General features: G+C 60.5%; 12 protein-coding genes. 11 read left to right on the forward strand and 1 reads right to left on the reverse strand.

Annotated features, from left to right (window positions below; genetic code table 11):
- Nucleotides 1-27 precede the first annotated feature (27 nt).
- Nucleotides 28-477, reverse strand: coding sequence for a hypothetical protein (locus ACTG27_RS18850; RefSeq protein WP_159157764.1), 450 nt, complete (start codon nt 475-477; stop codon nt 28-30).
- A 114-nt stretch (nt 478-591) separates the two neighbouring features.
- On the opposite strand from ACTG27_RS18850, the gene mraZ reads away from it, so the two are divergent.
- The 11 genes from mraZ to murC all read left to right on the forward strand — a co-directional run bounded on the left by mraZ (nt 592) and on the right by murC (nt 13,065).
- Nucleotides 592-1,050, forward strand: coding sequence for a division/cell wall cluster transcriptional repressor MraZ (mraZ, locus tag ACTG27_RS18855; protein WP_013723406.1), 459 nt, complete (start codon nt 592-594; stop codon nt 1,048-1,050).
- Nucleotides 1,051-1,989 carry a 16S rRNA (cytosine(1402)-N(4))-methyltransferase RsmH gene (rsmH, locus tag ACTG27_RS18860; RefSeq protein WP_420939024.1) on the forward strand — a complete coding sequence of 313 codons (939 nt, stop codon included), beginning with the start codon at nt 1,051-1,053 and terminating at the stop codon, nt 1,987-1,989.
- 3 nt (nt 1,990-1,992) lie between these two features.
- Entirely contained in the window at nt 1,993-2,307 is a 315-nt protein-coding gene (gene ftsL / locus ACTG27_RS18865; protein ID WP_005336166.1) for a cell division protein FtsL, read from the forward strand.
- Entirely contained in the window at nt 2,304-4,058 is a 1,755-nt protein-coding gene (locus tag ACTG27_RS18870) for a peptidoglycan glycosyltransferase FtsI (protein ID WP_005336163.1), read from the forward strand. The genes ftsL and ACTG27_RS18870 overlap by 4 nt, the downstream gene beginning before the upstream one ends.
- Complete coding sequence (murE, locus tag ACTG27_RS18875) at nt 3,991-5,523, forward strand: UDP-N-acetylmuramoyl-L-alanyl-D-glutamate--2,6-diaminopimelate ligase (protein ID WP_439980173.1); 1,533 nt, start codon at nt 3,991-3,993, stop codon at nt 5,521-5,523. Before ACTG27_RS18870 ends, murE begins: the two co-directional genes overlap by 68 nt.
- A complete protein-coding gene (locus tag ACTG27_RS18880) occupies nt 5,520-6,875 on the forward strand; it encodes a UDP-N-acetylmuramoyl-tripeptide--D-alanyl-D-alanine ligase (RefSeq protein WP_439980174.1) in 1,356 nt (451 codons plus the stop codon). Before murE ends, ACTG27_RS18880 begins: the two co-directional genes overlap by 4 nt.
- Nucleotides 6,869-7,951: a phospho-N-acetylmuramoyl-pentapeptide-transferase gene (mraY, locus tag ACTG27_RS18885; RefSeq protein WP_005356635.1), complete on the forward strand. Its 1,083-nt coding sequence runs from the start codon at nt 6,869-6,871 to the stop codon at nt 7,949-7,951. The genes ACTG27_RS18880 and mraY overlap by 7 nt, the downstream gene beginning before the upstream one ends.
- 4 nt (nt 7,952-7,955) lie before the next feature.
- The gene (murD, locus tag ACTG27_RS18890; protein ID WP_439980176.1) at nt 7,956-9,239 is read left to right on the forward strand and encodes a UDP-N-acetylmuramoyl-L-alanine--D-glutamate ligase; all 1,284 of its coding nucleotides are present in this window, start codon (nt 7,956-7,958) and stop codon (nt 9,237-9,239) included.
- Nucleotides 9,236-10,417 carry a cell division protein FtsW gene (gene ftsW, locus ACTG27_RS18895; protein ID WP_439980177.1) on the forward strand — a complete coding sequence of 394 codons (1,182 nt, stop codon included), beginning with the start codon at nt 9,236-9,238 and terminating at the stop codon, nt 10,415-10,417. The genes murD and ftsW overlap by 4 nt, the downstream gene beginning before the upstream one ends.
- Nucleotides 10,417-11,499: an undecaprenyldiphospho-muramoylpentapeptide beta-N-acetylglucosaminyltransferase gene (murG, locus tag ACTG27_RS18900; RefSeq protein WP_107684325.1), complete on the forward strand. Its 1,083-nt coding sequence runs from the start codon at nt 10,417-10,419 to the stop codon at nt 11,497-11,499. Before ftsW ends, murG begins: the two co-directional genes overlap by 1 nt.
- A gap of 111 nt (nt 11,500-11,610) precedes the next feature.
- The gene (gene murC, locus ACTG27_RS18905) at nt 11,611-13,065 is read left to right on the forward strand and encodes a UDP-N-acetylmuramate--L-alanine ligase (RefSeq protein WP_005336150.1); all 1,455 of its coding nucleotides are present in this window, start codon (nt 11,611-11,613) and stop codon (nt 13,063-13,065) included.
- Nucleotides 13,066-13,137: the final 72 nt, after the last annotated feature.

Consider the following 13,137-nt stretch of genomic DNA (forward strand, 5'->3'; position numbering starts at 1 on the left):
CAGTTTTTTGAATTTAAGGTCGTCTGATCATGTGTAATCCAGGACGTAGCAAGCATGATAACACGAGTAAAAAAGAGCCCAAATTCGGGTAAAGCGATTCAGAAGTTTTTGCTGTATCTGATACTCGCCAATTTCATTCTGATGGGCTTGTACATTGGTTACGCTCAAGAGCTGACATTTGCCACCAATATTCTGCTGACATCCCTGCTGATTATTTACAATCTGTTGCTTTGTCAGCTGGTGTCTCTGCGTGCTCGCCGTTCGAAAGATGGTTACATCATCTATCCAGTGATATGTGTCAGTATTTTGCTCTGTGCAGTGGTATTGTTCCGTTTCATCATATCGCCCAGATAGTGACCGCTCACCGACTTGCTGCTTATTAATCACTTTCTGTTTTTTCAGCAATAACTCTTGGAAAATCAACCGACTCAATCCGCAGCATGCAATTGCTGCGTCAATATGTTCCCTCTGTCCCATCTCCTTGCTTGAAAAGCCCCCTGCACGTCCTTAAACTTCAAGGTGGGGAAAAGTGGATCAAAGTGGTTTTTAGAGGGGCAATCTGCCTGCTCACTCACCTTCAGGGACTGCAATTTGTTGCGTGGCGCTCATGCCATCAGCCTGGACAGTAAAGGGCGGCTGGCAATTCCGACCAAATTCCGTGATTGGCTGCGCGACGAAAGCGACGGCCAGCTGGTCTGCACCATCGATATTGCCCATCCCTGTCTGCTGCTTTATCCCCTGAATGAATGGGAAGAGGTCGAGCGCAAGCTCAAGACCCTCTCCAGCATGAATCCGCAAGAGCGCCGTTTGCAGCGTCTGCTGCTGGGACATGCAACCGAATGCGAGCTGGATGGCAATGGCCGTCTGCTGCTCAGTCAGCCACTGCGCAACCATGCGGGGCTGGACAAGAAAATCATGCTGGTGGGCCAGCTCAACAAGTTTGAGCTGTGGGATGAAGCCCGCTGGCAACAACAGGTCAATGACGACATCTTGGGTCTGCCCGGGGACGATTGGGCAAGCTCACCACGACTACAGGATTTCTCTTTATAAATGACCCAAGTCGCTGAACACATCACAGTGCTGCTGCACGAAGCCGTTGAAGGTCTGGCCATCAAGCCGGACGGTGTCTACGTCGACGGTACTTTTGGCCGTGGTGGTCATTCTCGTCTGATCCTGCAGCACCTTGGCCCCAATGGCCGCCTGATCGCCATCGACCGCGACCCGCAGGCGATCGCCGAAGCGGCCAAGATCCAGGATCCCCGCTTCGAAATCGTGCACGGCCCCTTCTCCGGCATCGCCTCCTATCTGGATGAGCGCGGTTTGCTGGGCAAGGTGGATGGCTTCCTGCTGGATCTGGGGGTCTCTTCACCCCAGTTGGATGATGCCGAGCGCGGCTTCAGCTTTATGAAAGATGGTCCGCTCGATATGCGGATGGACCCCACCTCCGGTCAGAGCGCCGCCGAGTGGCTGGGCAAGGCCGATGTGGATGACATCGCCTGGGTGCTGAAGACCTTTGGTGAGGAGCGTTTTGCCAAGAAGATCGCCCGTGCCATCGTGCACGACCGTGTGACCGAGCCTTATGTGCGTACCCGCCAACTGGCGGAGATGATTGCCCGGGTCAATCCGAGCAAGGAGAAGGGCAAGCATGCGGCAACCCGCAGTTTCCAGGCCATTCGCATCTATATCAACAGCGAGCTGGACGAGATCGAAACCGCGCTCAACGGTGCACTGGAAGTGCTGGCACCACATGGCCGTCTGTCGGTGATCAGCTTCCATTCTCTGGAAGATCGATTGGTAAAGCATTTCATCCGCAAGCACGAGAAGGGGCCGGAAGTGCCTTACGGCATTCCGTTGACCGAGGCCCAGCTGGCAGGCGGTCGCAAATTGAAGTCGGTCGGCAAGGCGCTCAAGCCTTCTGATCATGAAGTATCTGAAAACAGCCGGTCACGCAGCTCGGTGCTGCGGGTTGCCGAACGGTTGGCGGAGTAAGCGATGAGCGAAGTGCGTGTTCATCTGGCCAAGGAGATCGTTGCGGATCTCTGGCGGCACAAGCTGCAGATTTTTCTGTCGGTCGCCGTGCTGGTGACCGCGTTTGCCGTGATCCTGGTGACCAACATGACCCGCGGTCTGACGGCCAAGCAGAACGATCTGATGGCGGAAGAGGATCGCCTCAATATCGAATGGCGCCACCTGCTGCTGGAGCAGGGCACCCTGGCTGAACACTCCCGGGTGGCGAGTCTGGCGATGGACAAGTTGCAGATGGGTCGTCCGCTGGTGACCACCGAGAAGGTAATTACCCAACCATGAAACGCAAGGCTACAGCCAAAGCTGCCAAAGCGAATGTCAAAGCGCCATCGATCTATCCGTGGCGCTTTCGCACGCTTGCGGTGTTTATCGGCATCGCGTTTGTGGGTCTGATCCTGCGTCTGGCCTGGATCCAGGTGATCAATCCGGATCGTCTGCGTCAGGAGGGTGACATGCGTTCCCTGCGTACCACCTCTACCCAGGCGGTGCGCGGCATGATCACCGATCGCAACGGCGAGCAGCTGGCGGTTTCGGTACCGGTCGAGGCGGTCTGGGCCGATCCCAAGACGGTGCATGAATCCGGGGCCATCAATAATGAGCGCGCCTGGCTGGCGCTCTCCGCCGTGCTCAAGCTCGACATCAATACCCTCAAGCATCGCATTGCCAACCCCAGCAAGCGCTTCGTCTATCTGCAGCGTCAGGTTACTCCTGCGGTGGCGGAATATATCAAGGGGCTCAAGCTGGGTGGCGTCTACCTGCGCCCAGAAGCGCGCCGCTTCTATCCGACTGGCGAAATCAGCGCCCATCTGGTGGGGGTAACCAACATCGATGGCAGCGGTATTGAAGGGATCGAGCGCAGCTACAACGAGTGGCTGACGGCGACACCCGGCGAAATGCGGGTGCGCAAGGATCGTCAGGGGCGCGTCATCGAGCGGCTTGGCATCGTCAAAGAGGGCAAGAACGCCAACGATCTGCAGCTCAGTATCGATCAGCGAGTGCAGGCTCTGGCCTACCGTGCCCTCAAGCGGGCAACCGACGAGAACAAGGCGACCTCCGGCTCCATGGTGATGCTGGATATCAAGACCGGTGAAGTACTCGCCATGGTCAACACCCCCTCCTATAACCCGAACAACCGCGGCCAGTATCAGAGTTTCCGGGTACGCAACCGGGTGGTGACCGATACCTACGAGCCGGGTTCGACCGTCAAGCCATTGATTTTGCTCAGTGCCTTGCAGGCAGGCGTCACCAGCTGGAAAGATTTCATTCCCGGTGGTCCGCTCTTTATCGGTGCCAAGCAGATCAAGGACGTCAGTATCCACAAGGCGACCAACCTCTACGATATCCTGCGTTACTCCTCCAACATCGGTATGTCGCGCATCGCGTTGCGGATGCCGGCGCAGGAGATGATCAATACCCTCAGCATGTTCGGTTTCGGCATGGATACCGGCAGCGGGCTGATGGGTGAGAGCAGCGGCATGCTGCCCCAGCGTCGTCGCTGGTCCGACATCGAGCGAGCAACCCTCTCGTTCGGTTATGGTCTGCGAGTCACCCCGCTGCAGCTGGCTTCCGCCTACGCCACCCTGGCCAACAAGGGCAAACGGGTGCCGCTCTCCATCGTCAAGGTGACTACGCCGCCCAAGGGTGAGCAGGTTATCGATCACAACAACGCCGCTGCCATGTTGCAGGCGCTGGAGTATGTGGTCGACAACGCCATTCCAAAAGCCAAGATCCCGGGCTATCGGGTCGGTGGCAAGAGTGGTACCGCCAAGGTCGCCGTCGCCGGTGGCTATGGCAAGGATTACATGGCCTGGTTTGCCGGTTTCGCACCCGCCAGTGATCCCCGTTTCGTCATGGTGGTGGTGATCAACGAGCCAAAAGGCAGCGCCTATTATGGCGGCGCCGTGGCGACCCCACCGTTTGCAGAGGCCATGGGCGGGGTGCTGCAGCTCTTCAATATTCGTCCCGATGCGGTGCCGCCAGCGGTGCCCACCAAACTTGCCCGTACGGAGGCTTCTCTTGTCCCGCGCACTTGATGCATTACTGCGCCCCTTCGGTATCCAGGCGCCGGCGCTCACCCTGACCGATATCCAGCTGGATAGTCGGCGGGTTGGCCCCGGCTCGCTTTTCGTGGCCATTCGTGGTCATCAGGTGGATGGCAGACGGTTTATCGAACAGGCGGTGGCTCAGGGAGCGACCGCTGTTGTGTTTGAGGAGGATGGTGAATTTATCCCACCATCGACTCCGGTTCCCTGTATCGGGATGCGGGATCTGCCCGCTCACCTCTCTGCTCTTGCGGGCTATTTCTACGATCAGCCAGCCCAAAAATTGGATCTGGTCGGGATCACCGGCACCAACGGCAAGAGCACTACAGCACTGCTGGTCGCCAACTGGCGCACCCTGCTGGGTGGCAAGGCGGGTGTGATGGGCACCATCGGCAACGGCCTGTTTGGCAATTTGATCGAAGCGGAAAATACCACCGGCAGTGCCGTGCAGGTGCAAGCCAATCTGGCAGCGCTGCAAGCGCAGGGGGCGGATCTGGTGGCGATGGAAGTTTCAAGCCACGGTCTGGTACAGCACCGTGTTGCCGCACTGCCGTTTGCCGCTGCCGTTTTCACCAACCTGAGCCGGGATCACCTCGACTACCACGGCACCATGGAAGCCTATGGCGCGGCCAAAGAGCAGTTGCTGCAACTGGTCGATGAGTCGAATGCAGTGATCAACCGCGATGACGAGCTGGGTGCCAAGTGGCTCGAGAAATACCCGGCAGCGGTGGCCTTCAGTGTGGATGGCCCGATTGAACACCATTCTGGCCGTCAATTAACGGCGCAGCAGCTTGATTTTCACCAGCAAGGTTTTCGCGCGCAGATTAACTCCAGCTGGGGGAATGGTGTATTATCCGCCCCCTTGCTCGGGCGCTTCAACGTCAGCAATGTGCTGGCCGCGATGGGCGTGATGCTGGCGCTCGGTTACGACTTCAACGAACTGCTTGCTACAGCGCCTCAATTGCAGCCGGTGACCGGCCGCATGGAGTGCTTTGGCGGTGGTGATACGCCGCTGGCGGTGGTCGATTACGCCCACACCCCGGATGCGCTGGAGAAGGCATTGCAGGCCCTGCGGGTGCACTGCACAGGGCAGCTCTGGTGTCTGGTCGGTTGTGGTGGCGACCGCGATCGCGGCAAGCGCCCCATGATGGCCGCCATGGCCGAGCAGTATGCGGATCGCGTGATCCTGACCGACGACAATCCCCGTACCGAGGAGCCGGCCCGGATCATGGCCGACATGGTGGCGGGTCTTCGCGATCCTGCTGCGGTGCAGGTGGAGCACGACCGGGTCAAGGCGATTGCGCTGGCCATCGGTCAGGCGAGCAAACAGGACATCATCCTGGTGGCCGGTAAGGGTCACGAGGATTATCAGATCATTGGAACCGACAAGCGGCACTACAGCGACCGGGAAACCGTTGCGGCCGCCTTGCACACATTATTGGAGTCATTCAAATGATGACCCTCAGGCTTGCCGAGCTGGCGCAGGTACTCGATGCCCGTCTGATTGGTAACGATGGCGAGATCACCGTCGTCAGTACCGACACCCGCACACTGGGCGCGGGTGCCCTGTTCGTTGCCCTGCGCGGCGAGCGCTTCGATGCCCACGATTTTTGCGAGCAGGCCGTTCAGGCAGGGGCCTCTGCCCTGCTGGTCGAGCGTGAGCTGCCGTTGGCCATCCCCCAGCTGGTGGTGACCGACACTCTGAAAGGACTGGGCCGCCTCGGCAAACTGGTGCGCGAGCGCATCAACCCGAAAGTGCTGGCCATTACCGGCAGCTGCGGCAAGACCACGGTGAAGGAGATGGCAACCGCCATCCTGCGCAACGAAGGGGAAGTACTGGCCACCGCTGGCAACTTCAACAACGAGGTGGGCGTGCCGCTCACCCTGCTGCGCCTCGAGCCGCAGCACAAGTTTGCGGTGATGGAGCTGGGTGCCAACCATCCGGGCGAGATCGCCTGGACTACCTCGCTGGCCAAACCCGATGCCGCCATCATCAACAACGTGGCGGCGGCCCATCTGGAGGGCTTCGGCTCGCTGGAAGGCGTGTTTCACGCCAAGAGCGAAATCTTTGAGGGGCTGAGCGAAGGCGGCACCGCCATCGTCAATGCCGACAACGAATTCTGGCCGAAGTGGCGGGAACGCGGCATTCAGTGCGCCTTCACCATCGAAGATCAGTGCCAGCCGTTCCACGCGCGCAACCTTGTGCTCAACGAGCGAGGCTGCGCCGAGTTCGTGATGGTGACCCCGCAAGGCGAGCTGAGCCTGACTCTGGCGATCCCGGGTCGCCACAACGTGGCCAATGCGTTGGCTGCCGCCGCGGGCTGTCTGGCACTCGGCGCATCCCTCGCCGGTGTCAAGGCGGGGCTGGAGCAGATGGCTCCGGTCAAGGGGCGCTTCTGCGTGCAGCGCTGGGGCGGTCTGACCCTGGTAGATGATACCTACAATGCTAGCGTGGAGTCCGTGCTGGCGGGCATCGATGCCCTGACCGCCATGGGCGGCTTCAAGGTGCTGGTGTTTGGTGATATGCGGGAACTGGGTGAGGAGTCTGCCGAGCAACACGCCCGGGTTGGCCGTCATGCCCGCGAGTGCGGTCTGGATGCCGTGCTGACAGTGGGAGAAGAGAGTCGCCATACCGCAGATGCCGCGGCGGGCCGACATTTCGATAACAAGGCGTCGTTGTTTGAAGTGCTTGCGCAAATGATAAATACACATCAGGAAATTTCGATTCTGGTCAAAGGGGCACGTGGCTCCCGCATGGAAGATATCGTCGAGATGGTCAAAGACCGTCAGGAGTCAGCCACATGCTAGTCTGGCTGGCCGAACTGCTCACCCCGCACTTCACCTTCTTCAACGTCTTCTCCTACCTGACGTTTCGCGCCATCCTGTCGATCATCACCGGACTGGGGGTTGCCCTCTGGATGGGGCCACGCCTGATACGTCGCCTGCAGATCCTGAAGTTTGGTCAGGTGATCCGCAACGATGGTCCCGAGTCCCACCTCAGCAAGCGGGGTACCCCGACCATGGGTGGCCTGATGATCATTGCTGCGATTTTTACGTCTGTGCTGCTCTGGTGCCGCCTCGACAACCCCTATGTCTGGCTGGTGCTGTTTGTGCTGGGTGCCTATGGCGCCATCGGCTTTGCCGACGACTACCTCAAGGTGGTGCGCAAGAATACCGACGGCCTGATCGCGCGCTGGAAGTATTTCTGGCAATCCGCGGTAGCGCTGGCGGTGGCTGTGTTCCTCTATGCGACTGCAACCCATGAGGGGCAGACCCAGCTGGTGGTGCCTTTCCTCAAGGATGTGATGCCGCAGCTTGGCTTGATGTTTATCGTGCTGACCTACTTTGTCATCGTCGGTACCTCCAATGCGGTCAACCTGACCGACGGTCTCGACGGCCTGGCCATCATGCCGACCGTGATGGTGGCGGGGGGCTTTGCCCTGATTGCCTGGGCCACCGGCAACGTCAACTTTGCCAGCTACCTGCACATTCCCTACGTGCCCTATACCTCCGAGCTGGTGATCGTCTGTACCGCCATCGTCGGGGCGGGCCTAGGCTTCCTCTGGTTCAACACCTATCCGGCGCAGGTATTCATGGGGGACGTCGGTTCCTTGGCGCTGGGCGGCGCGCTTGGCACCATCGCCGTGCTGGTCCGTCAGGAGTTCCTGCTGGTGATCATGGGCGGCGTCTTCGTGATGGAGACCGTCTCGGTGATCCTGCAGGTGGGTTCCTACAAGCTGCGCGGCGTGCGGATCTTCCGCATGGCGCCGATCCATCACCACTACGAGAAGAAGGGCTGGCCGGAGCCGCGCGTCATCGTGCGCTTCTGGATCATCACCCTCGTGCTGGTGCTGCTGGGTCTTGCCACCCTGAAGGTGAGGTAAGGCCATGGTCATCATCATCGGATTGGGCAAAACCGGACTCTCCTGTGTCGACTACTTCCTCGGCCGTGGCGTGACGCCATTGGTGATGGATACCCGTGCCAACCCGCCTGGCAAGGATCAACTGCCGCCTGAGGTAGAGCTCATTCACGGTCTCGACGAGGCGCTGCTCAAGCAGGCGCACATGATTGTCGCGAGCCCGGGTATCGCGCTGGCGACCCCCGAACTGAAAGCAGCTGCCGAGTGTGGCGTGCAGATCGTCGGTGACATCGAGCTGTTTGTGCGCGAGACCCAGACCCCGGTCATCGCCATCACCGGCTCGAACGGCAAGAGCACCGTCACTACCCTGGTGGGCGAGATGATTGCCGAAGCCGGTCTCAATGTCGGTGTGGGCGGCAATATCGGCACGCCTGCGCTGGAGCTGCTCAAGCAGCCGATGGATCTCTGCGTGCTGGAGCTCTCCAGCTTCCAGTTGGAAACTACTCACAGTTTGCGTGCTGCCGCTTCCGTGGTGCTGAACCTCTCCGAAGATCACATGGATCGCTATCAGGGTATGGCTGACTACCGTGCCGCCAAGATGGAGATCCATCAGCACTCCAAACACATTCTGGTCAATCGCGACGATCCCCAGACTTTGCCCGATGTGGGTCAGGTGTGGCAGAGCTTTGGTCTCGACTGCAATGGCTATGGCCGTTGCCTGCTGGATGGTCGCTACTGGTTGACCCTGCACGGCGAACCGCTGCTGGCGGTGGACGAGATGAAGATCGTCGGTGCCCACAATCAGGCCAACGCCCTTGCGGCCATGGCGCTGTGCGATGCGGTCGGTATTCCTCGTGCGGCTCAGCTTACCGTGCTGCGTCGTTTCGAGGGCTTGCCCCATCGTGCCCGCTTCGTGCGCGAGGTGAACGGAGTGCGCTGGATCAACGACTCCAAGGCCACCAATGTGGGAGCCACGCTGGCTGCCGTTGCCGGTGTGCGCGAGTCGGTCAAGGGGCGCCTGCTGCTGCTGGCCGGTGGTCAGGGCAAGGGGCAGGATTTTGGCCCTATCCAGGCGCTGCTGGGCAACCAGATCGATCACATGTACTGCTTCGGTCAGGATGCCGAGGTGCTGCTGGCACTGGGCGAGCAGACCGAACGGGTGGCCGACCTGGCCGCTGCGGTTGCCAAAGCGGCGGCAGATGCCAAGCCCGGTGACTGGGTGCTGCTGGCGCCAGCCTGTGCCAGCCTCGATCAGTTCAAGTCGTTCGAGGTGCGCGGCGATCGCTTCACCGAAATGGTGCTGGCGCTATGAACGCCCTTCGCGCAGCCGCAGGTCTGTTCCAGCGCTGGTTGTTACCGGCGCGTCCTGCCGGTCTCTACGATCGGCAGCTGGTACTGCTTGCGCTCTCCCTGATGGCGGTCGGGGTGGTCATCGTGGCCTCGGCGTCGATCCCCGAAGGGATTGCGCTGGGGGATGACCCCTTCATGTTTGTGAAGCGTCACGCCCTGTTTCTGGTGATGGCGCTCGGTATCTCCTGGTTTGTGTTGCAGGTGCCGATGGCGCGCTGGCAACAGCACAACGGCCCCATGCTGCTGCTGGCGCTCTTGATGCTGGTGCTGGTGCTGCTGGTGGGCCGCAACGTCAACGGTGCGGTGCGCTGGTTGCCGCTTGGCCCCTTCAACCTGCAGCCTGCCGAGTTTGGCAAGCTGGCGCTGTTTGTCTATCTGGCCGGCTATCTGGTGCGGCGCCAGAGTGAAGTGCGTGAAGCCTGGATCGGCTTCCTGAAACCGCTGGCGGTGTTCGGGGTGCTGGCGGTCTTGCTGCTGTTGCAGCCGGACTTGGGTTCCACCGTAGTGATGTTCGTCACCTCGTTCGGCATGCTGTTTCTGGCCGGTGCCCGACTGGGACAGTTTTTGACTCTGATCGGCGCGGGTCTCGGCTCGGTGGTGATGCTGATCATCGTCGAGCCCTACCGGATGCGGCGGGTGACCTCTTTTATGGATCCCTGGGCCGATCCGTTCGGCAGCGGCTACCAGTTGACCCAGTCGCTGATGGCGTTTGGCCGTGGCAGCTGGTTTGGCGAAGGGCTTGGCAACTCCATCCAGAAGATGGAGTACCTGCCGGAAGCGCACACCGACTTCGTGTTTGCGATCCTCGGTGAAGAGCTGGGTTACGTCGGGGTGCTGGGCGCCCTGTTCCTGATTTTTGCGCTGGCGGTCAAGGCGCTCAAGCTGGGGCATCGCGCGCTGGTGGCCGAGCGGCTCTATGACGGTTATCTGGCGATCGGCATTGGCATCTGGTTCAGCTTCCAGACCTTCGTTAACGTCGGCGCGGCTAGTGGCATGATGCCAACCAAGGGCTTGACCCTGCCGCTGGTCAGTTACGGTGGTTCCAGTCTCATCATCATGTCGGTGGCGGTGAGCATGTTGATTCGAATCGATTTTGAGTTGCGTCAGGCGACAGCCCAGGCGCGCGTGCGGGAGGTTTAGTGAGCAAGACTCTGTTGGTGATGGCAGGTGGTACCGGTGGGCATGTGTTCCCCGGTCTGGCCGTGGCCGATCGCCTTAAGGCCCAGGGCTGGACTGTCCACTGGCTAGGCACTGCCGACCGGATGGAGGCGGAACTGGTGCCAGCCCACGGTTATCCCATCTCCTTCATCGATATTCAGGGGGTGCGTGGCAACGGCATCAAGCGACTGCTGGTGGCGCCCTATCGCATCGTCAAATCGATCTTGCAGGCGCGTCAGGTACTCAAGACCGTTCGCCCTGATGTGGTGCTCGGCATGGGCGGTTTTGCTTCCGGCCCGGGTGGCGTGGCGGCCTGGTTCTCCGGCATTCCGCTGTTGCTCCATGAGCAGAATGCTGCTGCTGGCATGACCAACAAGTTGCTGGCCCGTATCGCCAGGCGGGTTTTGATGGCATTTCCGGGCGCCTTCGCGCCGAGCCGTCGCACCGCCGTGGTCGGTAATCCAGTGCGTCCCGAAGTGGTCGCCCTGCCGGATCCGCAACTGCGCAGCGGGGACGAGCCACTGCATCTGCTGATCGTGGGTGGCAGTCTGGGGGCGCGGGTGCTCAACGAGCAGGTACCTGCTGCGGTGGCGGCATCTGGCGTGCCCATTGAAGTGCGTCACCAGTGTGGCAAGGGCAATGCCGAGACTGTCTCTGCTGCCTATGCCCAGCACGGCATCAATGCCGAGGTGAGTGAATTTATCAAGGATATGGCCAGCGCCTACGCCTGGGCCGATCTGGTGGTTTGCCGTGCCGGTGCCCTGACTGTTTCCGAAGTGGCTGCCGCCGGTGTGGCCGCCATTTTCGTGCCGCTGCCCCATGCGGTGGATGATCACCAGACCCGTAACGCCCTGACCCTGGTCGACGGCGGAGCGGCCGAGTTTCTGCCCCAGTCCGAGCTGAATACCGCGTCGCTGGCGGCGCGCCTGACCTGGTTGGCTGGTCGCAGGGAGACCCTGTTTAACATGGCGAAAGCGGCTCGCCGCGTCGCCATCATCGATGCGGCCGAGCGGGTTGCAGATGAGTGCAAACAGCTCGCAACCGGGCAGCGTGGTAAAGATTGATGAGCAAGGTTGCAGCGGTGACACCGTGCAGCCTTGTACCTGTATGTATTGATGCCGCCGTGCAGCCGCGCTTTGACGGCACATGGCCTGCGGCAGACTAAAGAGACGATTATGACCAAGGTTGAACTGGCAAAACTGCGTACTGTGATCCCCGAAATGCGTCGCGTGCGTCGCATCCACTTTATCGGCATCGGTGGTGCCGGTATGGGCGGGATCGCCGAAGTGCTTGCCAACGAAGGGTATCAGGTAACGGGTTCTGATCTGGCTCGCAACGCCGTGACCGAGCGCTTGGCCGGACTGGGCGCGCACATCTTCGTCGGCCACAGTGCCGAACACGTTGAGGGTGCCAGCGTGGTAGTGGTATCTACCGCCATCAAGCAGGACAACCCGGAGCTGCTGGCTGCCCGCGAACTGCGGATCCCGGTGGTGCGCCGCGCTGAGATGCTGGCCGAGCTGATGCGTTTCCGTCACGGTATCGCCATCGCCGGTACCCACGGCAAAACCACCACCACCAGTCTGGTGGCGAGCATCTATGCCGAAGCCGACCGCGACCCGACCTTCGTCATCGGTGGCCTGCTCAACAGTGCCGGTACCAATGCCCGTCTGGGTAGCAGCCGCTACCTGATTGCCGAAGCGGACGAGAGCGACGCCTCTTTCCTGCATCTGCAGCCGATGGTCTCTATCGTGACCAACATCGAAGCTGATCACATGGATACCTACGGCGGTGATTTCTCCAAGCTGAAGGCCACCTTCATCGAGTTTCTGCACAACCTGCCCTTCTACGGACTGGCGGTGGTCTGCATCGATGATCCGGTGATCCGTGGCATGTTGCCCGAGATTGCCCGTCCGACCCTGACCTACGGTCTCTCTGACGATGCGGATGTGCAGGTGCTGGATTTTGTCCAGACCACCAACCACAGCTGCTTCCGTGTTCGCCGCAAAGAAGCGGGCGAGCTGCAGGTGACCCTCAATTTGCCGGGTATTCACAACGCATTGAACGCTGCAGCGGCGATAGCTGTCGCGACAGAGGACGGTGTTAGCGATGAGGCCATCATCTCTGCTCTGGCCAAATTTGAAGGGGTCGGTCGTCGCTTCCAGCAGTATGGCGAGTTTGAAACCGGTCGCGGCAAGGCGATGCTGGTGGACGATTACGGTCACCACCCGAGCGAAGTGAAGGTCACCATCAACGCCGCCCGTGCCGGTTGGCCCGAGAAGCGTCTGGTGATGGTGTTCCAGCCGCACCGTTATACCCGCACCCGCGACCTCTACGAGGACTTCGCCGATGTGCTCTCCAAGGTAGACGTGCTGGTGATGCTGGAGGTTTATGCTGCCGGTGAGGAGCCGATCCCGGGCGCTGATGGACGGGCACTGTGCCGCTCCATTCGCTCGCGCGGCAACCTGGAACCCATCTTCGTCGCTACACCGGATGACGTGCCAGCCGTGCTGGCCGACCTGATCGGCGAGGGGGATTTGGTGTTGACTCAAGGCGCCGGGAACGTCGGGGCACTGGCCCGTCGTCTCGGAGAGATGAAATTGAGCATAGATAGCATGAAATCTGGCGCCTGAGGGCCCAATGAGTATTTTGACCGCCAAGCCGGGGCCTATATAATGGCGAACCGGTCTGTCAAAGGCCGGTTT

The organism is Aeromonas sp. 97A, assembly GCF_051919185.1.
Taxonomy (GTDB): Bacteria; Pseudomonadota; Gammaproteobacteria; order Enterobacterales; family Aeromonadaceae; genus Aeromonas; species Aeromonas veronii.